21 protein-coding genes are annotated in these 26,482 nt (G+C 71.5%); 13 read left to right on the top strand and 8 right to left on the bottom strand.

Going from position 1 to position 26,482, the window contains the following annotated elements; all coding sequences use genetic code 11:
- Nucleotides 1-494: 494 nt before the first annotated feature.
- Nucleotides 495-1,697, bottom strand: a complete 1,203-nt coding sequence (locus ABD747_RS09935; RefSeq protein WP_344803934.1) for a glycoside hydrolase family 64 protein — start codon at nt 1,695-1,697, stop codon at nt 495-497.
- 227 nt (nt 1,698-1,924) lie between these two features.
- Here ABD747_RS09935 and ABD747_RS09930 point away from each other — a divergent pair, with 227 nt between their 5' ends.
- The 3 genes from ABD747_RS09930 to ABD747_RS09920 all read left to right on the top strand — a co-directional run bounded on the left by ABD747_RS09930 (nt 1,925) and on the right by ABD747_RS09920 (nt 3,765).
- Nucleotides 1,925-2,938 (top strand): aldo/keto reductase family protein, encoded by a 1,014-nt coding sequence (locus ABD747_RS09930; protein WP_344803932.1) that lies wholly within the window; start codon nt 1,925-1,927, stop codon nt 2,936-2,938.
- On the top strand, nt 2,938-3,132 hold the full coding sequence (locus tag ABD747_RS09925) for a hypothetical protein (protein ID WP_344803930.1): 195 nt from the start codon (nt 2,938-2,940) through the stop codon (nt 3,130-3,132). Before ABD747_RS09930 ends, ABD747_RS09925 begins: the two co-directional genes overlap by 1 nt.
- A 150-nt stretch (nt 3,133-3,282) precedes the next feature.
- Entirely contained in the window at nt 3,283-3,765 is a 483-nt protein-coding gene (locus ABD747_RS09920; RefSeq protein ID WP_344803928.1) for an NUDIX hydrolase, read from the top strand.
- A gap of 97 nt (nt 3,766-3,862) precedes the next feature.
- Here the strand turns inward: ABD747_RS09920 and ABD747_RS09915 are convergent, their stop codons facing one another.
- Nucleotides 3,863-4,159, bottom strand: coding sequence for a hypothetical protein (locus ABD747_RS09915; protein WP_344803926.1), 297 nt, complete (start codon nt 4,157-4,159; stop codon nt 3,863-3,865).
- Nucleotides 4,156-5,298, bottom strand: a complete 1,143-nt coding sequence (gene gcvT, locus ABD747_RS09910; protein ID WP_344803924.1) for a glycine cleavage system aminomethyltransferase GcvT — start codon at nt 5,296-5,298, stop codon at nt 4,156-4,158. Before gcvT ends, ABD747_RS09915 begins: the two co-directional genes overlap by 4 nt.
- 166 nt (nt 5,299-5,464) lie before the next feature.
- Between gcvT and ABD747_RS09905 the strand changes: the two genes are divergently transcribed.
- Nucleotides 5,465-6,955 carry a leucyl aminopeptidase gene (locus tag ABD747_RS09905; protein ID WP_344803922.1) on the top strand — a complete coding sequence of 497 codons (1,491 nt, stop codon included), beginning with the start codon at nt 5,465-5,467 and terminating at the stop codon, nt 6,953-6,955.
- Between the two features lie 263 nt (nt 6,956-7,218).
- On the opposite strand, the gene ABD747_RS09900 is transcribed toward ABD747_RS09905, so the two are convergent.
- The gene (locus tag ABD747_RS09900) at nt 7,219-7,713 is read right to left on the bottom strand and encodes a hypothetical protein (protein ID WP_344803920.1); all 495 of its coding nucleotides are present in this window, start codon (nt 7,711-7,713) and stop codon (nt 7,219-7,221) included.
- Nucleotides 7,714-7,764: 51 nt separating this feature from the next.
- Nucleotides 7,765-8,526 carry a dienelactone hydrolase family protein gene (locus ABD747_RS09895; RefSeq protein ID WP_344803918.1) on the bottom strand — a complete coding sequence of 254 codons (762 nt, stop codon included), beginning with the start codon at nt 8,524-8,526 and terminating at the stop codon, nt 7,765-7,767.
- Nucleotides 8,527-8,627: 101 nt separating this feature from the next.
- Between ABD747_RS09895 and lpdA the strand changes: the two genes are divergently transcribed.
- From lpdA to lipB, 4 genes are all read left to right on the top strand, one after another.
- The gene (gene lpdA, locus ABD747_RS09890; protein WP_344803916.1) at nt 8,628-10,022 is read left to right on the top strand and encodes a dihydrolipoyl dehydrogenase; all 1,395 of its coding nucleotides are present in this window, start codon (nt 8,628-8,630) and stop codon (nt 10,020-10,022) included.
- A 121-nt stretch (nt 10,023-10,143) separates the two neighbouring features.
- Nucleotides 10,144-11,946, top strand: coding sequence for a 2-oxoglutarate dehydrogenase, E2 component, dihydrolipoamide succinyltransferase (gene sucB, locus ABD747_RS09885; RefSeq protein ID WP_344803914.1), 1,803 nt, complete (start codon nt 10,144-10,146; stop codon nt 11,944-11,946).
- 175 nt (nt 11,947-12,121) lie between these two features.
- Entirely contained in the window at nt 12,122-13,021 is a 900-nt protein-coding gene (locus tag ABD747_RS09880) for a TIGR01777 family oxidoreductase (protein WP_344803912.1), read from the top strand.
- A 110-nt stretch (nt 13,022-13,131) separates the two neighbouring features.
- The gene (gene lipB / locus ABD747_RS09875; protein ID WP_344803910.1) at nt 13,132-13,872 is read left to right on the top strand and encodes a lipoyl(octanoyl) transferase LipB; all 741 of its coding nucleotides are present in this window, start codon (nt 13,132-13,134) and stop codon (nt 13,870-13,872) included.
- A 187-nt stretch (nt 13,873-14,059) separates the two neighbouring features.
- Here the strand turns inward: lipB and ABD747_RS09870 are convergent, their stop codons facing one another.
- Nucleotides 14,060-16,573: a DEAD/DEAH box helicase gene (locus tag ABD747_RS09870; RefSeq protein WP_344803908.1), complete on the bottom strand. Its 2,514-nt coding sequence runs from the start codon at nt 16,571-16,573 to the stop codon at nt 14,060-14,062.
- Nucleotides 16,574-16,723: 150 nt separating this feature from the next.
- Between ABD747_RS09870 and ABD747_RS09865 the strand changes: the two genes are divergently transcribed.
- From ABD747_RS09865 to ABD747_RS09850, 4 genes are all read left to right on the top strand, one after another.
- Complete coding sequence (locus ABD747_RS09865; protein WP_344803906.1) at nt 16,724-17,761, top strand: ABC transporter ATP-binding protein; 1,038 nt, start codon at nt 16,724-16,726, stop codon at nt 17,759-17,761.
- Nucleotides 17,758-18,726, top strand: a complete 969-nt coding sequence (locus ABD747_RS09860) for an ABC transporter permease subunit (RefSeq protein WP_344803904.1) — start codon at nt 17,758-17,760, stop codon at nt 18,724-18,726. Before ABD747_RS09865 ends, ABD747_RS09860 begins: the two co-directional genes overlap by 4 nt.
- Before the next feature lie 64 nt (nt 18,727-18,790).
- Nucleotides 18,791-19,744: a lipoyl synthase gene (gene lipA, locus ABD747_RS09855; RefSeq protein ID WP_344803902.1), complete on the top strand. Its 954-nt coding sequence runs from the start codon at nt 18,791-18,793 to the stop codon at nt 19,742-19,744.
- On the top strand, nt 19,737-20,531 hold the full coding sequence (locus ABD747_RS09850; protein WP_344803900.1) for a DUF4191 domain-containing protein: 795 nt from the start codon (nt 19,737-19,739) through the stop codon (nt 20,529-20,531). Before lipA ends, ABD747_RS09850 begins: the two co-directional genes overlap by 8 nt.
- A gap of 50 nt (nt 20,532-20,581) precedes the next feature.
- Here the strand turns inward: ABD747_RS09850 and ABD747_RS09845 are convergent, their stop codons facing one another.
- Entirely contained in the window at nt 20,582-21,142 is a 561-nt protein-coding gene (locus ABD747_RS09845; RefSeq protein WP_344803898.1) for a DUF1707 SHOCT-like domain-containing protein, read from the bottom strand.
- A gap of 494 nt (nt 21,143-21,636) precedes the next feature.
- Here ABD747_RS09845 and ABD747_RS09840 point away from each other — a divergent pair, with 494 nt between their 5' ends.
- Nucleotides 21,637-23,454: an ABC-F family ATP-binding cassette domain-containing protein gene (locus ABD747_RS09840; RefSeq protein WP_344803896.1), complete on the top strand. Its 1,818-nt coding sequence runs from the start codon at nt 21,637-21,639 to the stop codon at nt 23,452-23,454.
- 104 nt (nt 23,455-23,558) lie between these two features.
- Here the strand turns inward: ABD747_RS09840 and ABD747_RS09835 are convergent, their stop codons facing one another.
- Complete coding sequence (locus ABD747_RS09835) at nt 23,559-26,471, bottom strand: AfsR/SARP family transcriptional regulator (RefSeq protein ID WP_344804194.1); 2,913 nt, start codon at nt 26,469-26,471, stop codon at nt 23,559-23,561.
- Nucleotides 26,472-26,482 lie beyond the last annotated feature (11 nt).

The following is a 26,482-nucleotide window of genomic DNA, read 5'->3' as shown; positions in this document are numbered from 1 at the left end:
AACGCACCTTCCTGTTCGATCCTCGCTCTCGCGCTCCGCTGCGCGCTCTTGACGGCTCCGCTCGGCAAGCCTCGCTCCGCGCTCCGCTGCGCTCCAGGCCGGCTCGTTCGTCGGTTCTGGTGAAACGAAAAGACGTGTTTCACCGAACGCTCCTGCACTCCCCGGCGCGCAGCGCGCGCTTGATTGCTCCGCTCGGCAAGCCTCGCTCCGCGCTCCGCTGCCCTCCAGGCCGGCTCGTTCGTCGGTTCTGGTGAAACGAAAAGACGTGTTTCACCGAACGCTCCTGCACTCCCCGGCGCGCAGCGTCGGTGCAACTCACCTTCCTGCCTGAAGCTCGCCCCCGCCGCGCCCGGGGCGACTTCGCGCGGTTTGGTGCTACTGCGCTCGTCGTCCTCGACGAGCGAAGTAGCACGAAGGCGAGCGAAGTAGCACGAAGGCGCGCGAAGTTGATCTCCCTGCTCGCTGACCGCGGCCACGACGGGCGGGCGCGGCGGTCAGCCGGCTTCGATCCGGAGCAGCTTCGGGTGGCCGTGGACGACCCGGCCCTCGGCGTTCCAGCCCTTGGTGTGCACGTCGTCGTAGGGGAACGCATAGCCGGCGCCGCCGATGCTGTTGCGATGGACCAGCCGGGCGTAGTGATTGGTCCGCGAGGTGGTGTAGAAGTGCCGCGGCGAGGTGTCCGGCTGATGCGGGTTGGCCAGCAGCGAGGTCCGGTTCAAGGCAGCGGCCAGCCGCGCACTGAGGTTGCCCATCACGTCGTTGGACGTGTGGAACGGCGCGACGCTGCAGTTCAAGATGGCGTACGTCGACGGCCGGGCGAAGCTTCCCGCACCGCCGAAGACGAGCCGTCCGTCCGAGGAGACCCGGCCCTTCAACCGGCCCCAGCGGGCCTGCGTATCGACCACCAGGGTGTGCGAGCGGTAGTGCCGCCACACGTCGGCCACATAGCGATCGAGGTAGCCGGCCACCGGGCTGGCGCCGCCGTGCAGGTCGGCGGCCAGGTTCGGGCTGAGGATCCGGAGCTCTCGACCGCCACGCCGGACCACGAGCCGATCCCAGCCGGAGCCGTCCCTGTCCGACTGGGCCCGCAGCCCGGCCGCGAGCTTGGCCACGCCGCCGTGCCGCAACCCGCCGACGTACTGGCTCGCGCCGGACGTCGCCAATCGCATCGACAGCGGCAGCCCGACGAAGTCGACGAAGCTCAGGTTGGCATACACGCCGTTGCGGTCCAGGGTCAGCTCGAAGAAGCCCCAGTCGATCGCCGCGCCGGGGTCGGAGGGGCTCGCCGCCGACGGCATCGCAATGCCGCCGCCGGGGGTGACGGCGAACCGCAGCGGGCGGTCGAGGGAGAGGAACACCCGCCCGCTCAGCATCCGGGGCAACCGGAGCCGGCGGATCCGGCCGCTGCTGGACAACGGAATCGCCACGTCGGACGACACGGTCGCGCTCGCCGACCCGGACGCCTTCGGGAAGATCTTCGATCCCTTCGCGGACAGGAAGAACCACCGTCCGGTGGCCGGATCGACGCCACAGACGGTGGCGAACATCTTCCGGCCGTGGCGGCGGTTGACGAGGTCGAGCGGGAGCGTGGCCGGCGCCGCCTCTGCGATCGGCGAGCCGAGTACGGCCGGGCCGGCGACGGCGCCGGCTCCCAGGGTAAGGGCGGTGCTGGACAAGAACGTACGTCGGGTGAGCATGGACATCTCCTCCCAGCCGCGACCGGGACGGTCGCGACGGTGAGTTGATCGTGCGGGGGAACGGCCCCTCCGAGCGGCACCTACGTCGGCAACCGGAGACCTGATGAAGGCTCGATGCTGCCACAGTGCAGGTGAGCGCGACGTTTCGTCCGCGTTACTGTGCAAGACGGCCCGCGCGGCGCAGCCGGGCCACGCGACACACATCACACGACCTGGAGGCAACGTCCATGGAGTTCCGCTACCTCGGCAACAGCGGCCTGAAGGTGTCGGCGATCAGCTACGGCAACTGGGTCACGCACGGATCGCAGGTCGAGGCGGACCGCGCGACCGAGTGCGTCCGGGCCGCACTGGACGCCGGGATCACCACCTTCGACACCGCCGACGTGTACGCGAACGGCAAGGCGGAGTCGATCCTCGGCGACGCGCTGGCCGGCGAGCGGCGGGAGGGCCTGGAGATCTTCACCAAGGTCTACTTCCCGACCGGTGAGAAGACGCACAACGACACCGGACTGTCCCGCAAGCACATCCACGAGTCCATCAACAACTCACTGAAGCGGCTGCGGACCGACTACGTCGATCTCTATCAGGCGCATCGCTACGACCACTTCACCCCGCTGGAGGAGACGATGGAGGCGTTCGCCGACGTCGTCCGGTCCGGCAAGGCGCTCTACATCGGGGTGAGCGAGTGGACCCCGGACCAGCTGCGCGCCGGGCACGCCCTGGCCCGCGAGCTGCGGATCCCGTTCGTCTCGAACCAGCCGCAGTACAACGCGCTGTACCGGATCATCGAGCCCGAGGTCGTACCCACCTCTCGCGAGCTCGGCATCAGCCAGATCGTCTTCTCCCCGATCGCCCAGGGCGTGCTCACCGGGAAGTACCAGCCCGGCCAGCCGCCGCCGGCCGGCTCCCGGGCCACCGACGAGTCCGGTGGTGCGGGGTTCATCAAGAACCTGGTGGAGAACGACGACCTGCTCGGCCGGGTGCAGCAGCTGGCCCCGCTCGCCGAGGCCGAGGGACTCACCATGGCCCAGCTCGCGGTCGCCTGGGTCCTGCAGAACGACAACATCGCGTCGGCGATCACCGGCGGCTCCCGCCCCGAGCAGGTCAAGGCGAATGCGGAGGCCGCCGGAAAGACGCTGTCGGCGGAGACGATGGCGGGCATCGACGAGGCACTCGGCGATGCGGTCCAGCGCGACGGATCGCTGGTGGGCAAGGCGTCCCCGGGCCGGCGGCTGGTCTGATGAGCTGGCACTGGAAGGGCGAGCCGGCCGTCCGCGACACCGGCCTGGACAAGACGTTCCCGACCCAGGGCGAGGCCGAGACCTGGCTCGGCGAGTGCTATCCGGACCTGCTCGACGCCGGCGTCCGCGCCGTCACCCTGTACGAGGCCGACCGGCTGGTCTACGGCCCGATGCGGCTCGACCCCGAGGTCTAGCCGGTCCCGCCGCTACTCCCGGTCCCCGACCCGCCGGTTCCCGCTGAAACTGTGCGGCTGTTGCAGCGACACGCCGGTGCTCACTGCGACAACAGCACAGTTTCCGCGAGGCGCGGCGAGTGGACGAGGTGACGGGGACAGACTGGGGGCGTGCCGACACCGCGATACATCCTCGACCTGCGCGAGCACGTCGGGCACGCGCTGCTCCATCTCCCCGGCGTCTCCGGCGTGGTGCTACGCGGCCAGCCGTCGAACGCCGAGCTGCTGCTGGTGAAGCGCGCCGACAACGGGCGGTGGTCGCTGCCGGCCGGGATCGTCGAGCCCGGGGAGCAGCCGGGCACATGCATCCGGCGGGAGGTCTGGGAGGAGGCGTCGGTCGAGGTCAGCGTCGACCGGCTGGCAATGCTGCGCACGGACCCGCCGAAGACGTACCCCAACGGCGATCGCTGTCAGTTCTTCTCGATGACGTTTCGGTGCTCCTACGTCGGTGGTGAGGCCGCGGTCGGCGACGACGAGTCCACCGCGGTCGGCTGGTTCGCCCTCGACGCCCTGCCGGACCTGGGCGAGCGGGATCGCGAGCGGATCGAGGTGGCCCTGCCCGAGCGCGGCGAGACGGTCTTCCTGCTCACCTGAGCCCGCCCCGCCCCACGCCGGATCCCGTTGTGACGGCTCGGATCCGCTACAACGGATCCGAACCGCACCAGGGGATCCGAGAGCGCGGCAGCGTTGGTCAGTCGGCGGTGGCGCCCGCGGCCTCGCGGCGGCGGGAGGAGCCGACCAGCAGGGCGACGCCGAAACCGGCGACGGCCAGGCCGATCACCACGACGATCGGCTTCGCCGCGTTCGCGGCGGCCACCCGTTTCTCGTACGTCTCCATCGCCGACCCGTCGGCCTTTGCGCAGGTCTGGCCCGGGCCCATCGGCACCCCCCGGCAATCGACCTCCGGCGAGGCGCCCAGGGTGAACGGATACAGCGCGATCAACAGCCCGGCCACGATCAGCCCGACCTGGGCGAGCCGCGACCTCACGACTCACGCACCCGCGGGCTGACGAACGGCGGCTTGGTGACCACGAAGTCCTCCCGGCGGCCGCGGATGTCGACCTGGACCACGTCGTCCAGCCCGACCGAGGAGTCGATCAGCGCCAGCGCGACGCCGATCCGCAAGCTCGGCGAGTACGTCCCCGAGGTGACCGCTCCCAGCTCTTCGCCGCCCGCGCCGAGAACCGTCATCCCGGGTCGGGCGATGCCGCGCCGGACCGCCTTCAGCCCCCGCAGTGTGCGGGCCGGTCCGGCCGCCTTCTCCGCTCGCAACGCGGCGTCGCCGAAGAACCGCTCCTTCCCCCAGCCGACCGCCCAGCCGAGCCGGGCCTGGACCGGGGTGATCGAGGGCGAGATGTCCTGGCCGTGCAGCGGATAGCCCATCTCGGTCCGGAGCGTGTCGCGCGCACCGAGCCCGGCCGGCTGCAGGCCGTACGGCTCACCGGCGGCCGTCAACGCGTCCCAGACCGAGCCGGCCGCGGCCGCGGGCAGCACCAGCTCGTAGCCGCGCTCGCCGGTGTAGCCGGTCCGGCACACAGTCACCGCGACGCGCCCCTGCCCGTTCACCTCGCGGTCGACCTCGACGAAGCTCATGTAGTCGTGCCCGGCCGGGAACCCGGCCGCGGTCAGCACCTCGTCGGACTCGGTGCCCTGCACCGCGATCAGCGCGAAGTCCGGGTGCCGATCCGCGATCTCGACGCCGGCCGGCGCGGCCTCGGCCAGGATGCGGACGACCGTGGCGCAGTTCGCCGCGTTCGGCACCAGCAGCAGGTCGTCGTCGCTGCGCCGGTAGACGATCAGGTCGTCGACCACCCCGCCGTCGGCCGCGCACAGCAGCGTGTACTGCGCCTGGCCCGGCCCGATCTTGTCCAGGTCGGCGGTCAGGCAGGCGTTCAGGTACGCGGCCGCACCCGGTCCGCGGACCGTCGCCTTGCCGAGGTGGCTGACGTCGAAGATGCCGACCGCCGAGCGCACCGCGGTGTGCTCGGCGAGGACTCCCCCGCCGGCGTACTCCAGCGGCATCGTCCACCCGCCGAACGGGGCGAACTTCGCGCCGAGGGCGACGTGCCGATCGTGCAGCGGCGAGGTCTGCAGCGCCGTCCCGGACGGCCGGTCGTCCTCGCTCACCGCCATCGCCTCCCCTGGCCGCCGAACCGTCTCGATCGCCCGGCAAACCCGGGTCCGGACAAGGGCGAACCTACCGCAGCCACGCCAGGAGCCGACGGGCTAGCCTGGAGCCGACCGACAGCGGCGGCCAGTCCAGCTTGCCCGCTTCCGCCCGGAAGGATCGCCTGTGCCCACACCGACCCAGCCTCCGCTCGCCGTCGCGCAGACAGCTCCCCGAGGCGCCGACGTGCTCGTGGTCGGATTGACCGACGACGGTCCGATCGGCGTGCCGGCTGAGCTCGACGCGGCCTACACGAAGGCGTTCGCGACCGGCGTCGCGGACCTGGCCCGGAGCCTGGGCGCGAAGACCGGCGCCGGGAAGACGCGGACGCTGCCCGCGCTCGGCGACGGCCCGCGCATCCTCGTGGTCGGCGTCGGTGCGGCCACTCCGACCCCGGAGGATCTCCGCCGCGCCGCCGGCGCGGGCGTCCGGCAGGCGTCGACGCTGGCCGACGGCGAGCCGCTGTCGGTGGTGGTGTCGCTGGGCGCCGACGAGCCGGAGACCCTGCAGGCCGTGGCCGAGGGCGCGCTGCTCGGCCTGTACGAGTACGCGCCGGTCAGCGGCCGCGACCCGAAGCCGCGCCGGGTGGGCCTGATCACCGTGCTGAGCAGCGCGACGCCGGATGCCGACCTGATCTCGCGGGTGGAGCTGCTGGCGCGTGCGGTGGTGGTCACCAGGGACTGGGTCAACACCCCGCCCAACCTGCTGTATCCGCAGTCGCTGGCGGACCAGGCGAAGGCGCTGGTCCGCGACGCCAAGATCGGCGTCGAGGTGCTGGACGACGCCGCGCTGGTCAAGGGCGGCTACGGCGGCATCATGGCGGTCGGCGGCGGCTCGTCGCGACCGCCGCGGCTGGTCCGGCTGAGCTACGCGCCGCGCGGTGCGTCGTTCCACCTGGCGCTGGTCGGCAAGGGGATCACGTTCGACTCCGGCGGCCTGAACCTCAAGCCCGGCGAGAGCATGTACACGATGAAGTGCGACATGGCCGGCGCGGCCACGGTGATCGCCGCCACCGACGCGATCGCCCGGCTCGGCCTGAAGGTGAAGGTGACGACGTACGCCTGCCTGGCCGAGAACCTGCCGTCGGACACCGCGTTCCGGCCCTCGGACGTGCTCACCATGTACGGCGGCAAGACCGTCGAGAACGGCAACACCGACGCCGAGGGCCGGCTGGTGATGGCGGACGCGCTCGCCCGGGCGAGCGAGGACGAGCCGGACCTGATCGTGGACGTGGCCACCCTGACCGGAGCCGCCGTGGTGGCCCTCGGCGACCGGACGGCCGCCCTGATGGCCACCGACGACACCACCGCGGACCGGCTGCTGGACGCGGCCGAGTCGGCCGGCGAGGAACTCTGGCAGCTGCCCATCCCGCGCGAGATCCGGCCCCGGCTGGACTCGTCCGTCGCGGACCTGCGCTCGACCGCCAAGGAGAAGGTCGCCGGCGCGCTGGTCGCCGCCGCCTTCCTGCGCGACTTCGTCGGCGAGGACATCGCCTGGGCGCATCTGGACATCGCCGGGCCGGCCTACAACGACCGGTCGCCGTACGGCCACGTCAGCGCCGGCGGCACCGGCTTCGGCGTCCGCACCCTGGTCGCCCTCGCCGCCGCGCTCGCTTAATCTGCTCCGCTCGGCAAGCCTCGCTCCCGCGCTGTCTTGATTGCTCCGCTCGGCAAGCCTCGCTCCGTGCTCCGCCGCGTTTGAGGCCGGCTCGTTCGTCGCGTTCTCTGAAACGATGAAGCGTTGTTTCAGAGAACGCTCCTGCACATTCCGGCGCGCGGCGTCGGTGCTGCTCGGGTATGTGCCCTGAGCCGGTGCTGCTCGGGTATGTGCCCTGAGCCGGTGCTGCTCGGGTATGTGCCCTGAGCCTGTCGAAGGGTGCCTCAGCGGGGGTCCGGGGGCTCCAGGGGCGGGAGGCGGAACTCTTCCTCGAGGTCGTCGCTGAACTCGCGGCGCTCGCTCTCGGCGTCGGCGAAGCCGGGACTCCACGGCCGCGGCGGCTGCGGGCCGGCGGCGCTCGACGGACCGCGGTCCTCCACCTTGCGGGTCAGCCGGGTGTTGTAGTCGCGCATCCGCTGCGGATAGCCGACCACCAGCGCGTCGTAGCCGGGGATCTGCATGCTCTCGGCGAAGGAGTACGCCCATTGCGGCGACGGCACCCGGCGGCGGGTCCACTCCCCGTCCCAGGCGACCAGCAGGACGGTGGTCTCGGTGACGATGGTCTGCGGCTCGACGTACGCCTCGACACCGCGCCGGGTCCGGACGAACTCGGTCAGATACAGCGCGACGCTCTCGTCGACCTTTGCGCTGCCGCCGGCGGGCTTGGCCCGGCCGCGGGTGGGGTTCAGCTTGTCGGCGGCGCGGCGGAAGAACCCCATGCCTCGATTATGTCGGGCCGGCTCAAGTCGCACTCGCGACTTGTCAGGTTCTCAGCGCGCTATAGCTCCCCCGGAGCTTGACAACTCGCTCTCCAGCAGGGCGAGCGTGCGGGCCCAGGCGTCCGCCGCGGCGCCCGCGTCGTAGGTATGCGGGTTGGTGTCGTTGAAGAACGCGTGCCCGACGCCCGGATAGACCTGAGCGGTGAAGTCGACGCCGGCCGCCGCCAGTCGCTCGCGGACCGCCGGCAGCCCGCTGATCAGCCGCTCGTCCCGGTCGCCGTAGAAGGCCAGCACCGGGCACCGGATCTCCGCGACGGTCGCCTCGTCCGGCGGCGAGCCGTAGAACGGTATCGCCACCCGGATCCGCGGGTCGGCCGCGGCCAGGGCGAAGCTGTAGCTGCCGCCGAAGCAGAAGCCCAGCACCCCGATCCGATCGCCGACGCCATCGCTCGCGGCCAGGTGATCGACCGTGCCGCGGAGCGCAGCCACCGCCCAGGATGCGTACGCCGGATCCTGGGCCGGTGCCATCCGCTCCCGCATCAGCGGCTGCAGCCGGGCCTGCTCCTCGCGGTCGGTGCTGGTCCGCAGCCGGAGCAGCTCCGCACCCACCTGCGGGGTGATGCCCGCCCGGCTCAGGATGTCCGGCGCCAGCACCAGATAGCCCTCGCCCGCGAGCCGGTCCGCCACGTCGGTGATGTGCTCGACCAGTCCCCAGATCTCGTGGATCAGCACGAGCCCACCGCGCGGCTCGCCGGCCGGCTCGGCAACGTACGTCTCGAAGTCGTCCCCGTCCAGCGTGCTCCGTTCACCCACGCTGCCATGCATACACCCACCCCGGGTGGTCAGCTCGTGTCGGTCGTCGGATTGGATCGACCAGTGGAGTGCACCGCCGGCCCGATTGCGAAGATGACCGCATGGATGGGTCCTTTGACATGGTCGTGCTGGGTGCGGGCAGCGGCGGCTACGCCTGTGCACTGCGTGCGGCCCAGCTGGGTTCCAGGGTTGCTCTGGTCGAGAAGGACCTGGTCGGCGGCACCTGCCTGCACCGGGGCTGCATCCCGACCAAGGCATACCTGCACGCGGCCGAGGTCGCCGATGCGGCTCGCGACGGTGCCCGGTTCGGCGTCCACGCGACCCTGGATCGGGTGGACCTTGGCGAGGTCCGCAGCTACGCCGACGGTGTGGTCTCCCGGCTCTACAAAGGCCTGACCGGGCTGGTCGAGCAGCGCGGCATCACCGTCGTCTCCGGCGAGGGCCGGCTGGTCGGCGGCGATCCGGTGGCGGTGACGGTCGGCGACGACCGGCTGACCGCGCCGGCGATCGTGCTGGCCACCGGGTCGACCTCCAGAACCCTGCCGGGACTGGAGATCGACGGCGTACGCGTGCTGACCAGCGAGCACGCCCTGCGGCTGGACCGGCTGCCGGCCTCGGTGATCGTGCTCGGCGGCGGCGTGATCGGCGTGGAGTTCGCATCGGCCTGGAGGTCCTTCGGGGTCGAGGTGACCGTGGTGGAGGCCCTGCCCCGGCTGGTGCCGAACGAGGAGCCCGAGGCAAGCGCGGCCCTGCAGCGGGCGTTCCGCAAACGCAAGATCAACACCGTCACCGGAAACGGGTTCGCCGGGGTCCGCACCGCCGACGACGGGGTCACGGTGACCCTGGCCGACGGCTCCGAGCTGACCGCCGAGATCCTGCTGGTCGCGGTCGGCCGGGGCCCGGTCAGCAGCGGGCTGGGCTACGAGGAGGCCGGGATCGCGCTGGACCGGGGTTTCGTGTTCACCGACGAGCGGCTCGCGACCTCGGTACCGTCGGTGTACGCCGTCGGCGACCTCGTGCCCGGCCTGCAGCTGGCGCACCGCGGCTTCGCCCAGGGCATCTTCCTGGCCGAGGATCTCGCGCACCGGGCCGGGCGGCTCGACCGGCCGCCGGTCCCGGTGGTGGACCGGGACATCCCCCGGGTGACCTACTCCCACCCTGAGATCGCCTCGGTCGGTCTGGGCGAGGAGGCGGCCCGGGCGGCGTACGGCGAGATCGAGACGCTGACGTACGACCTCGGCGGCAACGGCAAGTCCCAGATCCTCAAGACCCAGGGCTTCGTGAAACTAGTCCGCCGCGCCGACGGCCCGGTCGTCGGCATCCACATCGTCGGCGCCCGGGCCGGCGAGCTGATCGGCGAGGCGCAACTGATCACGAACTGGGACGCCTATCCCAGTGACGTGGCCTCGCTGATCCACGCCCATCCGACCCAGAACGAGGCGCTCGGCGAGGCGCACCTGGCGCTCGCCGGAAAGCCGCTGCACGTCCACGGCTGAACGGGCCGGACAGCGGGTAGTCGACCCTCGTCAGCGCCGGAATGGCTGAGGCTAGGCTGACCCTCACTGAGCACGAGCTCGCCCCGAGCATGAACAGTCCCATGAAGGAGTCCCAGCACCCATGTCGACTTCCGTCACCCTCCCAGCGTTGGGCGAAAGCGTCACCGAAGGCACCGTCACCCGTTGGCTCAAGCAGGTTGGCGACACCGTCGAGGCGGACGAGCCCTTGCTGGAGGTCTCGACCGACAAGGTGGACACCGAGATTCCCGCCCCCACCTCCGGGGTGCTACTGGAGATCAAGGCGGCCGAGGACGAGACCGTCGAGGTCGGGGCCGTGCTGGCCGTGATCGGCGACGAGAGCGAGGCCGGCGGCGACGGCGGCGGCAGCTCCGACGACGGCGGCTCCGCCGAGGCCGCCGAGCCGGCGCCCGAGCCGGAGCCGGAGCCGACGTCGGCTGCCGATGAGGAGAAGGCCGAGGAAGCCAAGCCCGCCGGTGGATCGGGCGGCGGATCCGGCGCTGGCTCCGGATCGGGCGGCGGCGCCGCGAGCGGCACCGAGGTCACCCTGCCCGCCCTCGGCGAGAGCGTGACCGAAGGCACCGTCACCCGTTGGCTCAAGCAGGTCGGCGACACCGTCGAGGCCGACGAGCCGCTGCTGGAGGTCTCGACCGACAAGGTCGACACCGAGATCCCCTCGCCCACGGGCGGGACCCTGCTGGAGATCAAGGTCGGTGAGGACGAGACCGTCGAGGTCGGTGCGGTGCTCGCCATCGTCGGCGAGGCGGGCGCCGAGGCACCCGCCGCCGAGCCGGAGCCCGAGCCCGAGCCGGAAGCAAAGGCCGAGCCGGAGCCCGAACCGGCGAAGCCCGAACCCGCCAAGCCCGCACCCGCCAACGAGGAGCCGAAGCCGGCCCCGAAGTCCGAGCCTGCCCCCGCCGCCAGCGCACCGGCCGAGGCCGCGGGCGGCCAGGACTTCTCCGGCTACGCGACGCCACTGGTCCGCAAGCTGGCCGCCGACCACGACGTGGACCTCGCCTCGGTGAAGGGCACCGGCGTCGGCGGCCGGATCCGCAAGCAGGACATCCTGGCAGCCGCCGAGGAGGCCAAGAAGGCCGCCGAGGCTCCGGCACCGGCCGCCGCGGCACCCGCTCCGGCGGCGTCGGCTCCCGCCGCGGCGAAGAAGCCGGTCGAGCCGAGCAATCTGCGCGGCACCACCGAGAAGATGTCGCGACTGCGCAAGACCATCGCCAAACGGATGGTCGAGTCGCTCCAGGTCTCGGCCCAGCTCACCGCGACCGTCGAGGTGGACCTGACCGCGATCTCGCGGATCCGGGCCCGGGCGAAGGACGACTTCAAGGCGCGCGAGGGCGCGAGCCTGTCGTACCTGCCGTTCATCACCAAGGCCTGTGTCGAGGCGCTGAAGGTGTTCCCCAAGGTCAACGCGACGATCGACACCGAGGCGGGCGAGGTCACCTACCCGAGCGCGGAGCACGTTGGCATCGCCGTCGACACCGAGCGCGGGCTGCTGGTGCCGGTGATCAAGGACGCCGGCGACCTGAACATCGGCGGGCTGGCGAAGAAGATCGCCGACCTGGCCGCGCGGACCCGGTCGAACAAGGTGACCCCGGACGAGCTCGCCGGCGGCACGTTCACGATCACGAACTACGGCTCGGCCGGGACCTTGATGGACACCCCGATCATCAACCAGCCCCAGGTGGCCATCCTCGGCACCGGCGCGCTGGTGAAGCGACCGATGGTGATCAAGGACGCGCGGCTGGGCGAGGTGATCGCGATCCGGGACATGATGTATCTCTCGATGAGCTACGACCACCGGATCGTCGACGGCGCCGACGCGGCCCGCTTCTTGTCGCAGGTGAAGGCGCGGCTGGAGGAGGGCGACTTCGGCTCCGAGTTCGGCCTCTGAGGCCCGCCATCAGCCTCCGCTCCCCCGGCAGCCCGGCCTCGGGCAGCCCGGCCTCGGGCAGCCCGGCCTCGGGCAGCCCGGCTTCGGGAATATGTGCAGGTGTTGCAGCCGGCACCGGCGTGTCGCTGCAACAGCTGCACAGTTTCCGGCGCCTCGGGGCGGGTAGGTCGGCGACGTGAGATACCTGCTCGCCGGCTCCTCGGGCTTCCTCGGCACCGCCCTGCGAGTCGACCTGGCCGCCCAGGGGCACCAGGCGGCCCGGCTGGTCCGGCGCGAGCCGGCGACCGCGACCGAGTACCGCTGGGATCCCGACGCCGGCTCGCTCGACCCCAGCGTGTTCGACGGGGTCGACGTGGTGGTGAACCTGTGCGGCGTCGGAATCGCCGACCGGGCCTGGACGAAGGCCCGGCGAGAGCTGTTGCGGTCGTCCCGGATCAACCCGACGCGTACGTTGGCGCTGGCCCTGGCGGAGCGCTCGGCCCCGCTGCCCGTGCTGATCCAGGGCAGCGCCATCGGGTGGTACGGCACCGAGCCCACCGACGTACCGCTGACGGAGGCGGCGCCGGCCGCCGAAGACTTCATCGGCGAGCTGGTCGAGGACTGGGAGCGCGCCGCGCAGCCGGCGGCGCAGGCCGGGGTCAGGACGGTCTTCCTGCGGACGTCGCCGGTGATGGACCGCGGCGGCGGCGCATTCCAGCCGATGCGGACCGCCTGGTCACTCGGGCTGGCGACCAAGCTGGGCGACGGGTCGCAGCACATGCCGATGATCGCCCTCGACGACTGGCTGCGCGCGCTGCAGTGGGCCGCCGAGACCGCGGACGCGCAGGGGCCGTACAACCTGACCATCCCACAGCCGTCCACCAACGCCGAGTTCACCGACGCGCTGGCCGACGCCCTGCACCGGCCGAGTCTGTTCAAGGCGCCGGCGGGGTTGGTTCGGCTGGGTCTGGGTGAGCTGGCCGAGCAGCTGGTCGGCGACATCTGGGTAGTGCCGCAACGGCTGGTCGAGGGCGGCTTCGTGTTCACCGCCCCCGATGCCCGCGGCGTGGTCCGCGCCGCGCTGCGGCGCAGCTGAACCCGCCGCATCCCCGACCGGAAACTGTGCAGCTCCCGCAACTCCGGCCGGCGTGTCGCTGCCGGAGCCGCACAGTTTCCGGCGACGGGATGAGACGTAGACTCCCCGGCATGGCGCTGAGCTATCTGGACCTGCATCCCGGCGACGAGCTGGTCGACTATCGCGCCGCGTGGGACCTGCAGCGCGAGATCCATGCCGCGGTCGCGGCGGGCAGCCGGCCGGCGACGGTGATCCTGCTCGAGCACGCCTCGGTCTACACCGCGGGCAAGCGCACCGAGCCGCACGAGCGCCCGCTGGACGGCACCCCGGTGATCGACGTCGACCGCGGCGGCAAGATCACCTGGCACGGGCCGGGACAGCTGGTCGGCTACCCGATCGTCAAGCTGCCCGAGTCGGTGGGTGTCGTGGACTACGTACGTCGGCTGGAGGAGGCGCTGATCCGCGCGTTCGCCGCGTACGGATTGGAGACCGGCCGGGTGCCCGGACGCTCCGGCGTCTGGCTGGCGCCCCGCCCGTCGACCGGCTCACAGCCCGATCGTCCCGAGCGGAAGATCGCCGCGATCGGGGTCCGGGTCGCATCCGGCACCACCATGCACGGCTTCGCCGCGAACATCTCTCCGGATCTGGACTGGTTCGGCAAGATCATCCCGTGCGGCATCTCCGACGCCGGCGTGACGTCACTGGCCGCCGAGATCGGCGAGGCGCCCACCCTCGCCCAGTTCGCGGAGGCGCTGAAGCCGCAGCTGGAGGAGATGCTCGCCTTCGGCCCGTACGAGAAGTCCCCCGACCTGCCCGAGCGGCCCGCCCAGCCTCTGGTCAGCTACGGCCTGACCGTCGGCGCCCCAGCCTGACGCAGGGCCTCCCCTCCAGCCGCCTGACCACCGACCCCTACCCGCCCCTTCCCGCCCCTCCCGAACCGGAAACTGTGCGGTTCTTGCAGTCTCCGGCGGCGTGTCGCTGCAACACCCGCACAGTTTCCGCACGGGATGCGGCCGGCGGGTGGGATGCGCCGGGAGTCGGCGGGGGCTTGCCCGGGCGTCACCAGGGGGCGGGGGGGCCGACAGCGGTGATCCGGACGACCGCCTCACCGGCCTCGTCGCTGGCGGCGAGGTCCACCTCGGCGGTGATCGACCAGTCGTGGTCGCCGTCAGGGTCGTCCAGGATCTGCCGCACCCGCCAGACCTCCGACCCGGGCTCGATGATCAACAACGCCGGGCCGCGGGCGTTCGCCCCGGTCTGGATCGCCTCGTGCTCGGCGAAGTATCCCGCCAAGGCGCCCGACCAGTCATCGGCGGTCCAGCCGGCATCCCCGTCCAGCTCCCCCAGCTCGAACCAGCGCCGCCGGGCGGCCAGCTCGACCCGGCGGAACAGCGCGTTGCGGACCAGCACGGTGAACGCTCGCTTGTTGGTCGTCACCGCCGGCGGGCGCCGGTCGGCCTCGGCCACCAGCTCCTCCTCGGGCGAGGGGTTCCTGAGCGTCTCCCACTCGTCCAGCAGGCTGGAGTCGGTCTGCCGAACCAGCTCGCCGAGCCAGGCGATCAGGTCCTCCAGGGCCTCGGTCCGGGCGGCCTCCGGCACCGTCTGGCGCAGCGCCTTGTACGCGTCCGCGAGATAGCGCAGCACCAGGCCCTCGGCGCGGGCCAGCCGATAGAAGGCGACGTACTCGGTGAAGGTCATCGACCGCTCCGCCAGGTCCCGCGCCACCGATTTGGGTTTCAGCTCGTGATCGAGCACCCACGGGTGTGAGCGCGCGTACGCCCGGTAGCCAACGTCCAGCAGCTCCTTCAGCGGCTGCGGATAGGTGATGTCCTCGAGCAGCTCCATCCGCTCGTCGTATTCCAGCCCGTCCGCCTTCATCGCCGCGACCGCCTCCCCGCGCACCATCGAGCGCTGGGCGCTGAGCACCGGACCCGGGTTCTCCAGGGTCGACTCGATCACCGACAAGGCGTCCAGGTGATAGTTCTCCGACTCCGGGTCCAGCAGGTCGACCGCCGCCAGCGCGAACGGGGACAGCGGCTGGTTCAGCGCGAAGTCCGGCTGCAGGTCGACGGTCAGCCGGGCCAACCGGCCATCCGCATCCGGGACCGGCAGCCGCTCCACCACGCCGGTCGACAGCAGTCCCCGATAGATGGTCAGTGCGGCGTGCACGTGCCGGCGCCGCCGGAGCGCCGGCTCGTCGTTGTCGGTCAGCAACCGCTCCATCGCGGTCCAGCAGTTCCCGGGCCGGGACACCACGTTGATGATCATCGAGTGGGTGACGGCGAAGGAGGACTCGAGCGGTTCCGGTTCGGCGCTCACCAGCCGTTCGTACGTCGGTTCGCCGTAGCCGATGGTGCCCTCCGGCGGCTTCTTCCGGACCACCTTGCGCCGCTTCTTCGGGTCGTCGCCGGCCTTGGCCAGTGCCTTCAGGTTCGCCACCACGTGATCGGGCGCCTGCACCAGCACGGTCCCCGACGAGTCGAAGCCCGCCCGACCCGCCCGGCCGGCGATCTGGTGGAACTCGCGCGCGGTCAGCAGCCGCGGCTTCACCCCGTCGAACTTGCTCAACGAGGTGAACAGCACGGTCCTGATCGGCACGTTGATGCCGACGCCGAGCGTGTCGGTGCCGCAGATGATCTTGAGCAGGCCGGCCTGGGCGAGCAGCTCGACCAGCCGACGGTACTTCGGCAGCATCCCGGCGTGGTGCACCCCGATCCCGTTGCGGACCAGCCGGGACAGCACCTTGCCGAAGCCGGCGGCGAACCGGAAACCACCGATCAGGTCGGCGATCTGGTCCTTCTCCTCGCGGGTGCAGACGCGCAACGAGTTCAGCGCCTGCGCCTGCTCGATCGCCGCCGCCCGGCTGAAGTGCACGATGTACATCGGGGCCTGGTGGGTCGCCAGCCGCTCCTCCACCGTCTCGTGCACCGGCGTGGTTACCCACTCGTAGTGCAGCGGCACCGGCCGGGTCGCCGACGTGATCACGGCGGTGTCGCGGCCGGTCCGGCGGTCCAGATCGCGCTGGAAGCGCGTGACGTCGCCGAGCGTGGCGGACATCAGCAGGAACTGCGCGTCGCGGAGTTCCAGCAGCGGCACCTGCCAGGCCCAGCCGCGGTCCGGGTCGGCATAGAAGTGGAACTCGTCCATCACCACCGACGCGATCCGCGCCGCCGCACCCTGCCGCAATGCCAGATTGGCGAGCACCTCCGCCGTACAACAGATGATCGGAGCGTCCGCGTTCACCGCTGCGTCGCCGGTCATCATGCCGACCCGCTCGGCCCCGAAGATCTCCGTCGCGGCGAAGAATTTCTCGCTGACCAGGGCCTTGATCGGCGCGGTGTAGAAGGTCCGGCCGCCGTGCACGCCGGTGGCGAACTCGAGCCCGGTGGCCACCAGGCTCTTGCCGGACCCGGTCGGCGTCGCCAGGATCACGTTGGAGCCGGTGACCAGTTCCAGTAGCGCGTCCGCCTGCGCCGGATAGGGCTCCAGCCCTCGCGCCGACGCCCAGCCGGTGAAGGCCTCGTAGATCGCGTCGGGCTCGGGCGCGACGAGGCTGGGATCGAGGACGGACATGAGGTCTCGATCGTAGGCGACGCATATCGGGCGCTCGATCCGTGAACAGCGCCGTGAAAGCGCTCCCAGGAGGTTCGAGCGCCCGAAACGCGTCAGATCCCCACACGATAGGGTGACCGACTTCCGGGGCGAGAGGCTGGAATGACCGACATGACCGCTGCCGCGGAGCCGAGCACGACGTACGCCGTCGAGGCGCTCGGCCTGCGCAAGACGTATCGCACCCGAGGCGGCCGGCAGGTCGCGGTGGCCGACCTGGACCTGCGGGTGCCGGCGGGCGGGGTGCATGGCTTCCTCGGCCCGAACGGGTCCGGCAAGACCACGACGATCCGGATGCTCCTCGGTCTGATCTCCGCCGATTCCGGCCGGATGCGGGTCTTCGACACCGAGGTGCCGCACCACCTGCCGAGCGTGGTCGATCGGATCGGCGCCATCGTCGAGCAGCCCAAGTTCTTCCCGGCCTTCTCCGGCAAGAAGAACCTCGAGCTGCTGGCGCAGGCGATCGGCGCCGGCTCCGGGCAGGTCGGACGGGTGCTGGACGAGGTCGGGCTGACCGAGCGGGCCCGGAGCAAATATCGGACGTACTCCCTCGGCATGAAGCAGCGGCTCGCGATCGCCGCCACCCTGCTCAAGGACCCGGAGCTGCTGATCTTCGACGAACCCACCAACGGGCTCGACCCGGCCGGCATCCACGAGATCCGGGCGACCATGCGCGGGCTGGCCGATCGCGGCAAGACCGTGCTGGTGTCGAGCCACATCCTGAGCGAGGTGCAGCTGGTGGCCGACACGGTGACGATCATCGGGCGCGGCCGGCTGCTGGCCGAGGGCCCGGTCGCCGAGCTGCTCTCCCGCGGAGCGCCGGCCTCCTTCCGGGTCGTGGTCGCCGAGCCGGGGCGAGCCGCCGCGGTGCTCACGGCGGGCGGTCTCGCCGTCGAGCCGAGTCCCGACCAGAGCCTCATGGTCCGCCCTGCACCGGCCGGGCCCGGGCTCCCACCCACACCGTTCGATCCGGCCCGGATCACCGAGGCGCTGGCCCGGGAGGGGCTGTACGTCCGCGAGCTCGTGCCAATCCGTCCGGACCTGGAGCAGGTGTTCCTCAGTCTCACCGCCGAGGAGCATCTCGGCGCCCACTCGACGGCGCCGATCGCGTACGGCCCGCCGCCCGGGCCCGGGCAGGGAGGTGCCCGATGATCCGGCTGATCGGCGCCGAGCTGAACCGGCTGGCGAGCCGCCGGCTGACCCTGATCCTGGTGCTGGCGGTGATCGCCGTCGTCGCCCTGTTCCAGGTGGCCGTCGCCGATGCGGTCACCCCGCCGTCGCCGGACGAGGTGGCCGCTGCACAGCAGGGGTTCGAGCAGGACCACCGCGACTGGGAGCAGAACCACGAGGAGTGGGCGCAGGAGTGCCTCGACGATGGAGGCTCGGCGCAGGACTGCGCCGTCGCCGAGCCGACCGCGGCCGACTACGGCCTGGTACCGACGCCGTTCGGCAGCATCGCCGGCTCCGGAGTCGCGTTCGCGGTCGTGCTGGCCATGCTCGCGTCGTACCTGCTGGCGGCATCCTTCATCGGAGCGGAGTTCAGCACCGGCTCGATCGGAAACTGGCTCACCTTCGTTCCGCGGCGGGACAAGGTGTATGCCGCCAAGGTCATCGCGATCGCCGTCGGTGCGGCGGCCATCGGCATCCTGGCCGGGTTCTCGATGCTCGGCCTCGCGACGGTCGTGACGACGGCGATCGGGCAGCCGTTGACCGGCGCCGCGGACGTCGCGGCGACGGCCGGACGAGGCGTTGCCCTGGTGGTGTTCGGAGCGCTGATCGGCTTCTGTGTCGCCCTGCTCACCCGGCACACGGTCGCGGCGCTCGGTGTGCTGGTCGGCTACGGCCTGCTCTGGATCGGGCTGCAGATCATCACCGGGTTCATTCCGGCGATCAGCCGGCTCAAGCCGTGGCAGCTGGAGACCAACCTGCAGGCCTTCCTGCGCTGGGGCACCGACTACGAGGTCTATCGACGGGTCGTGTCGGCCGACGGCGTCGGATTCGACAGCGTCACCCGGCACCTCGGCTTCGGTGCCGCGGCGATCTATCTGACGGTCGTCGTGATCGTCCTGCTCGTCGCCACCCTGCTGGTCTTCCGCCGTCGCGACGTGACGTCGTGATCGATCCGATCGGTCAGGAGTCCGCGGCAGCGTGCAGCCGGCGGCCCGCGAGTAGAGTGAGCAGGTGACGATCGCCCCCGAAGGTCGCAAGCTGCTGCGTCTCGAGGTGCGCAACGCGAGCGTGCCGATCGAGAAGAAGCCGCCGTGGATCAAGACAACCGCTCGGATGGGACCGCAGTATCGCGACCTGCAGGAGCTGGTGAAGGGCGAGGGCCTGCACACCGTCTGCCAGGAGGCCGGCTGTCCCAACATCTTCGAGTGCTGGGAGGACCGCGAGGCGACGTTCCTGATCGGCGGCGACCAGTGCACCCGGCGCTGCGACTTCTGCCAGATCGACACGGGCAAGCCGGCCGACTTCGACGCGGGTGAGCCGCTGCGCGTCGCCGAGTCGGTGCAGAAGATGAACCTGCGCTATGCGACCGTCACCGGAGTCTGCCGCGACGACCTGCCCGACGAGGGCGCCTGGCTCTATGCGGAGACGATCCGCCAGATCCACGCGCTGAATCCCGACACCGGGGTGGAGATGCTGGCGCCGGACTTCACCGGCCACCGGCCCTATTTGGAGCAGATCTTCTCCACCCGGCCGGAGGTGTTCGCGCACAACGTCGAGACCGTGCCGCGGATCTTCAAGCGGATCCGGCCCGGGTTCCGCTACGACCGGTCGTTGCAGGTGCTCAGCTGGTCCCGAGAGGCCGGTCTGGTCACCAAGTCCAACCTGATCCTCGGCATGGGCGAGACCCGCGCCGAGATCACCGAGGCGATGCGCGACCTGCACGCCGCCGGCACCGAGATCCTCACCATCACGCAATATCTGCGCCCCTCGCCGCGGCACCATCCGGTCGAGCGCTGGGTCAAGCCCGAGGAGTTCGTCGAGCTCCGTGACGAGGCGACCGAGCTCGGCTTCGCCGGGGTGATGAGCGGCCCCCTCGTCCGTTCGTCGTACCGTGCCGGACGGCTGTATCGTCAGGCGCTGGAGAACCGCGGGTCGGATGCAGGAGGGGTGGTCGTCGATGGCTGACGAGAAGCTCAAGGCTCAGCTGGCTGCCGCCAAGGCGCGAGCCAAGGAGGCCGAGCAGAAGGCCAAGGCGGACAAGAAGGCCCGCAAGAAGAGCAGTACGAACCCGGCCGAGATGGGCCGGATGCGGCAGATCGTGCGGGCATACCAGGTCACCCACGAGTACGATCCGGCGCTGCCCTGGCTGATGGGTGGCGCGCTACTGCTGCCGGTGCTGATCGGCGTGGTCGTCGGCATCATCGTCGGGCACTGGATCTATCTGCCCATCCTCGGGCTCAGCATCGGCATCCTGCTGGCCATGGTCATCTTGGTGCAGCGGGCCAAGAAGGCGACCTACAAGCGGTACGCCGGCCAGGCCGGGTCCGCGGAGGTAGCCCTGGGCATGCTGCCCAAGCAGTGGGTGTCGACACCGGTCATCGCCGTCACCCGGCAACGCGACGCCGTGCACCGCACGGTCGGCCCGGGCGGCATCGTGCTGATCGGCGAGGGCGAGCCGGGCCGGCTGAAGGCGATCCTGGCCGGCGAGGTGAAGAAGCACGAGCGGGTGGCGTACGGGGTCAAGGTCACCACCATCGTCATGGGCGACAAGGAAGGCCAGGTCCCGCTCGACAAGCTCGCCGACCACATCCGCAAGCTGCCGAAGGTCCTGCAGGCCCACCAGATCACAGACGTCAAGCAGCGGTTGCGAGCCCTCGACGCCGTACGCCCGCAGATTCCCGTGCCCAAGGGCCCGATGCCGACCAACCCACGGCAGATGAAGGGCGCCAAGCAGGCGATGCGAGGGCGCTGACACCTCGTTCGGCTTTCGCTGCCGCGTCCCGGCTGCCCGGCACGATCGCCTCAGCTGGACCGAGGCGCCGGACCGGGCGCCGCCTGTTGGGCCCGCAGTTCCGCGGCGGCGCGATCGACGATGGATCGGCGCCAGCGATGCAGCATCTGGGTCAGCGCCATCCCCCCGACCCCCGCGGTGAACGCGGTGAGCGTGCAGACCACGATGTAGCCCGGCTGTCCCGACCCGAGCACGCCGAGCGCACCGAGCAGTGCAAGAGCCACCGCACCCACCAGCGCGACGAGGGCGAACACGTCCACCGTGGACCACGGTCTGCCGATCGGCACCGGCGGCTGCGCGGGAGGCGGGACCGGCGGGCCCGGCAGCGGTAGGTCACCGACCAGTGCCCGCAGGTCGCCCCAGGTCCGCGCGACCACGGCTGCGCTCACCCGGGTGTCCAGCTCCTCGTCGGTCAGCCGGCCGGCCGCGTAGTGCGCCGACAGCTGCTCGCAGACCGCCGACCGCTCGGCGTCGCCGATCCGCTGGTCGGCTCCCGGGAAGGGTGGGACCGGACGCGGAGCGGCCGGTCGTCGTGGCACGAGGGGGGTCGGCTCCGGGTAGGCGCTACTCATGCCGGCCATGCTTCCCCGCCGGGGTGGCCCGGCAACAGTGATCGGCGCGGATCGTAGACCCCGGTCGTACGTCCGAACCCGATCTCGGCCCCCGGTCTGACCCGCCCGGCCCGGCCGTGCACCCCGGCACCAGCCGAACTCGGATCCCCTGGAACAGTTCGGATCCGTTGCAGGGGATCCGAGGACGTGCAGGGGATCCAGGGATGACTGGGGGATCCGAATTGTACGAGGGGATCCGAGTTGGAGCACCCCAGCCGAACTCGGATCCCCTGGAACAGTTCGGATCCGTTGCAGGGGATCCGAGTTGATGCAGGGGATCCAGGGATGACTGGGGGATCCGAATTGTACGAGGGGATCCGAGCTGGAGCACCCCAGCACCAGCCGAACTCGGATCCCCTGGAACAGTTCGGATCCGTTGCAGGGGATCCGGGTTGATGCAGGGGATCCGAGTTGGACCAGGGGATCCGGGACGGTGCGGCCGATCCGGGCAGGGGATGGCAGGCTTGGGGGCGATGGCGAACTTGATCAACGCCGACGCGATCTCGATCGCGTACGGCACCCGCGTGCTGCTCGACCGGGTCAGCCTCGGCCTGTCCCGGGGCGACGTGGTCGGCGTGGTGGGCCGCAACGGCGACGGGAAGACCACGCTGCTGGAGCTGCTCACCGGCAGCCACGACCCCGACTCCGGCCAGGTCACCAGGACCGGCTCGGTCTCGATCGGCCATCTCGCCCAGACCGACTCGTTCGCACCCGACGCGACGGTCCGCGACGTCATCGTCGACGGCGAGCCCGATCACGTCTGGGCCGCGAACGCCGAGACCCGGTCGATCGTGCGGCACCTGCTGGCCGACATCCCGCTCGAGTCCCGCGTCGGCTCGCTCAGCGGCGGCGAGCGGCGCCGGACCGCACTGGTCGCGCTGATGCTCGCCGGTCACGACCTGCTGGTGCTGGACGAGCCGACCAACCACCTCGACGTGGAGGCCGTGGCCTGGCTGGCCCAGCACCTGCGCGCGCTCCAGGCCCGCGACATCGCGATGCTGGTGGTCAGCCACGACCGCTGGTTCCTGGACGAGATCTGCACCCGGATCTGGGAGGTGCACGACGCGCAGGTGGACGCCTACGACGGCGGCTACGCGGCGTACGTCCTCGCCCGGGCCGAGCGGGCCCGGCAGGCCGCCGGGGTGGCGGCACGGCGGAAGAACCTGCTGCGCAAGGAACTCGCCTGGCTGCGTCGCGGGCCGCCCGCACGGACCTCGAAGCCGAAGTTCCGGATCGACGCCGCGAACGCCCTGATCTCCGACGTACCGCCGCCGCGGGACAGCCTGGCACTGCAGCAGTTCTCGGTCACCCGGCTCGGCAAGGACGTGTTCGACCTGGTCGACGTCGACTACGCGATCGGCGCCGGCGAGCAGCGGCGGGTGCTGCTCGACGACCTCAGCTGGTCGATCGGGCCGGGCGCTCGGACCGGCCTGGTCGGCGTCAACGGCACCGGCAAGACGACCCTGCTCCGGCTGCTCACCGGCGAGCTCGCACCGGACGCCGGGCGGGTGAAACGCGGCCGGACGCTACGGATCGGACACCTGAGCCAGAACGTCGGCGAGCTGCGCGGCAGTCGCCGGGTGTTGGAGGTGGTCGAGGAGCAGCGCCGGGTGACGGCGCTGGCCGGCGGCGGCGAGGCGAGCGCGAGCACCCTGCTGGAGGACTTCGGCTTCACCCAGGACAAGCTGACCACCCGGCTGGACGACCTGTCCGGGGGCGAACGGCGCCGGCTGCAGTTCCTCCGGCTGCTGCTCACCGAGCCGAACGTGCTGCTGCTGGACGAGCCGACCAACGACCTGGACATCGACACCCTGACCGTGATCGAGGACTATCTCGACACCTGGCCGGGCACCCTGATCGTGGTCACCCACGACCGCTACTTCCTGGAGCGGGTCTGCGACGTGACGTACGCCCTGGTCGGCGGCGGGCGGTGCGTGCTGCTGCCCGGCGGGGTCGAGCAGTATCTGGCCGACCGGCAGGCCGCCGACACCCAGCCCACCACCGATGCCGCGCCCACCCCGGCAACACAGGCGACCCCGGCGACACCGGGGAGAGGCGCGGCCGAGATCCGGCAGGCCCGCAAGGACCTGGCCCGGCTGGAGTCGCAGCTGGCCAGGCTGGAGACGAGGATCGAGCGGGTGCACGCGCAGATGGCCGAGTCCGCCAGCGACTACCCGAGGCTGGCCGCCCTGCAGACCGAGCTCGCCGACGTCCTGGCCGAGAAAGACGAGCTCGAGGCGGCCTGGCTGGAGGCGGCAGAGGTCGCCGGCTGAGCCGGATGGCGGCGCTACCCCGACGTGGATCCTGACCGGCTGCGTCCTGCTCTCCGGCCCGATCGCGCCGCCGCACGACCGATGCCTGGGGCGCCAGATCCGGCTCAGCCGGTGGTGCGTGACGAGAAGCGGTCACCTCGATCGGGTTCGGCCCAGTCGGCGATGTCGCGCAGCGACATTCGCTCGCCGGCCGCCCACGCCCGGTCGAAGGCAGCCGGGTCCATCGCCGCGCGGGCCCGCTCGAACAGTTCGCGCGTCTTCGGGTGCTCCGGCCAGTCGACGCCGGCCTGGCGGGCGTGCGCGCAGGTGGCGGCGTAGACCCGGACGGCCCGCTCGTGGTCGGCGCTCAGCGCGAACCCGTTGCCGACCGTCTCCAGGAAGGACTTGCTGCCTCCGGTGCCGAGACGCTCGTGCAGCCCGATCACCCGGCGAGCCCAGCCGAGCGCGTCGGCCGGCCGCAACGACTCGCTCTCGACCACGCAGGCGGCCAGCGAGGTGAACCAGGCGCCCACGAGATTGTCGAGCTCGACGGATCGACGATAGAGCCGCTCCGCGGTCTCGCGGGCCTCGTCGAGGCGGCCGAGCGGAAGGACCGTGATGCAGGCGATGATCTCGGCGAACAGCTGGGTGACCTGGTCGTCGGTTCCCGCCGCGATCTGGTCCAATGCCCGGCTCAAAGCCGGCAGCAAATCGTAGGCGGTGCCGGCCCAGGCGCCGCCGGCGGCGCTGACCAGCGCCTCCGCCACGACCACCCGTGCCGACGCCGGCACCTCGGCCACCCGCGGCAGGGCGGCGTCCAGCTGGGGTCGGCCGAGGTCGGGTCGGAAGCGGAGCAGATAGCCCGCGCCCAGCCTGAGCAGGGTCAGCAGTTCCTCGACGCTGCCCGCCCGCTGCAGCCCGGACGCTTGGGCCGCCTCCAGCCACCGGGCGCCTTCGATCATCCGTGAACGGAACAGCCAGAAGAAGCCGAGCCCCGAGCCGAGCCCGATCAACTCGGCGCTGCCGGCGGGTCCGACCGCGCGCTGCAGGACGGCCCGGACCACCGGGTAGGACTCCTCCAGCTCGTCGTACCACAGCGGCGCCTCGGGCCGACCCAGCCGCGGCCGGCGGGCCAGCAGTGCGGCCACCCAGTCGTCACGGCGAGCGAGCACGAGGTCCTCCTCACCCGCCTCCACCAGGTGGCGCCGGCCGTGTGCCCGGACCGTGTCCAGCTGGGCGAACACGGTGCCCGTCCCCCGCTGGCCGGGGCGAACGTCGAGCAGGGAGCGGTGGGCGAGGCCGAGCAGCAGCTCGGTGACCTCGTACGCGTTCAGGTCCGGTGGGGCGACCCCGGCCGCGGCGGTGGCCGGGAACGGCCCGGGGAGCACGGACAGGCAGCGGTGCAGCGACTGCTCCTGCTCGGTGAGCAGGCGATAACTCCACTCCATCGCCTCGTACAGGCTCTGCCGGTGATCACCGCGTTGCCGGCCGACCCGGGACAGTCTGGTCGGGTCCGCCCGCACCTGCTCGGCGATCTCGGTCAGGCTGAACGAGCGGACCCGAGCGGCGGCGAGCTCGATCGCCAGCGGGATGCCGTCCAGCGCCCGGCAGATCTGCACCACGCTGGCCATGGCGTCGGCGTCCAGCACCAGCTCCGGGTCGGACGCCCTGGCCCGCTCGGTGAACAGTTCGACCGCGGGCGCGGGTCCGGCCAGCGACAGCGGCGCGATCGACCAGAGGTACTCCCCGTCCACCCCGATCGGTTCCCGGCTGGTGGCGAGCACGGCGGCACCCCGCTCGGCGTCGTCGGAGAGCAGCGTCTCCTCGACGAGAAGGGCGACGCCGTCGAGCACGTGCTCGCAGTTGTCGAGCACCAGCAGGATGCGCCGTCCGCGCGCGAACTCCCGCAACACCTGGATCGGGTCGAAGACCTGGGACGCGCTCAGCGCGAGGGTCGACACGACGATGTCGATGACGAGGTCCGGCTCAGTTGTCGCGGTGAGATCCACGAACCAGACGCCGTCGGGGAAATCGGCGGCGACCCGGGCAGCGACCTCGATCGCCAGCCGGGTCTTGCCGCTCCCGCCGCTGCCGCAGATCGTCACCAACGGCTGGCCGAGCACCAGACCGGCGACCCGGTCGGTGTCGGCAGCACGACCGATCAGCGGGGTTGCGCGGCGGGGCAGCCGGACGGCGACCGGGTCGGCGGTGCGTGCTTCGCCCTCGATCCGGGCGGCCACCGGGTCGTCGGCCTCCCGGGGCTGCCGGGTCTGCTGGGCCGGCCGGGCAGCGCCGACCAGCGACGGATCCCGGGCGAGGATCCGGCCGTGCAGCGCGCGCAGGTCGGGACCGGGATCCAGGCCCAGCTCGTCGGCCAGCAGCTGGGTCAGGCGGGCGTACGCGGCGAGCGCCTCGTCGGTTCGATCCAGCTGGACCAGTGCCGTCATCCGCTGCGCCCACAACCGTTCCCGCAGCGGGTTCCGACCGATCATCTCCTCCAGATCGACGATCGCTCGATGAGGGAGTCCCTGGCCGATCAGTGCGTCGATCCGCAGCTCCTCCAGCTGTTGGCGCAGCTCGATCAGCCGGGCGAGCTGGACCACGGTTCCGACGTCGGCGATCACCGCCTCGAAGGGCTCGCCCCGCCACAGCTCCAGGGCCTCCTCGATCGCGATCAGGGCCGCCGCCGGATCCCCGTCGCGGACCTGCGCGTTCGCCCGGTCGCCCAGCCGCTCGAACCGGAGCGAGTCGACCGCGTCGGGGGCCGCCACCAGCCGGTAGCCGCCGCCGTCGCGGACCAGCACCGACGACGTACGGCCGCGGTGCGGTTCGAGGATGTTGCGGAGGCGCCACAACTGGGAGTCCAGGCTCGACATCGACACCTCGACGTCCAGACCCCAGGCGGCGGCGACGAGGTCGGTCGCCGGCACCCGCTGGTTCGCGCGCGCAGCGAGCACGCACAGCAGTGCCGCCTGCTTCGTCGTGCCGAGCTCGATCGTCGATCCCTCGACCTCGACCGTCAGGGACCCGAGGTCCATGATCCGCACGA

This window comes from Microlunatus ginsengisoli (genome assembly GCF_039537205.1).
In the GTDB taxonomy this organism is placed as follows: Bacteria; Actinomycetota; Actinomycetes; order Propionibacteriales; family Propionibacteriaceae; genus Microlunatus; species Microlunatus ginsengisoli.
The sequence above is the reverse complement of the archived record's forward strand: the minus strand, read 5'-3'. Positions and strand labels throughout refer to the sequence as shown.

Bases quoted from the DNA above. Each gene is read 5' to 3' on its own strand.
- ABD747_RS09935 (WP_344803934.1), bottom strand. From the start codon at position 1,697: ATGCTCACCCGACGTACGTTCTTGTCCAGCACCGCCCTTACCCTGGGA.
- ABD747_RS09930 (WP_344803932.1), top strand. From the start codon at position 1,925: ATGGAGTTCCGCTACCTCGGCAACAGCGGCCTGAAGGTGTCGGCGATC.
- ABD747_RS09925 (WP_344803930.1), top strand. From the start codon at position 2,938: ATGAGCTGGCACTGGAAGGGCGAGCCGGCCGTCCGCGACACCGGCCTG.
- ABD747_RS09900 (WP_344803920.1), bottom strand. From the start codon at position 7,713: ATGGGGTTCTTCCGCCGCGCCGCCGACAAGCTGAACCCCACCCGCGGC.
- lpdA (WP_344803916.1), top strand. From the start codon at position 8,628: ATGGATGGGTCCTTTGACATGGTCGTGCTGGGTGCGGGCAGCGGCGGC.
- sucB (WP_344803914.1), top strand. From the start codon at position 10,144: ATGTCGACTTCCGTCACCCTCCCAGCGTTGGGCGAAAGCGTCACCGAA.
- lipB (WP_344803910.1), top strand. From the start codon at position 13,132: ATGGCGCTGAGCTATCTGGACCTGCATCCCGGCGACGAGCTGGTCGAC.
- ABD747_RS09870 (WP_344803908.1), bottom strand. From the start codon at position 16,573: ATGTCCGTCCTCGATCCCAGCCTCGTCGCGCCCGAGCCCGACGCGATC.
- ABD747_RS09865 (WP_344803906.1), top strand. From the start codon at position 16,724: ATGACCGCTGCCGCGGAGCCGAGCACGACGTACGCCGTCGAGGCGCTC.
- ABD747_RS09860 (WP_344803904.1), top strand. From the start codon at position 17,758: ATGATCCGGCTGATCGGCGCCGAGCTGAACCGGCTGGCGAGCCGCCGG.
- ABD747_RS09850 (WP_344803900.1), top strand. From the start codon at position 19,737: ATGGCTGACGAGAAGCTCAAGGCTCAGCTGGCTGCCGCCAAGGCGCGA.
- ABD747_RS09845 (WP_344803898.1), bottom strand. From the start codon at position 21,142: ATGAGTAGCGCCTACCCGGAGCCGACCCCCCTCGTGCCACGACGACCG.
- ABD747_RS09840 (WP_344803896.1), top strand. From the start codon at position 21,637: ATGGCAGGCTTGGGGGCGATGGCGAACTTGATCAACGCCGACGCGATC.
- ABD747_RS09835 (WP_344804194.1), bottom strand. From the start codon at position 26,471: ATGGACCTCGGGTCCCTGACGGTCGAGGTCGAGGGATCGACGATCGAG.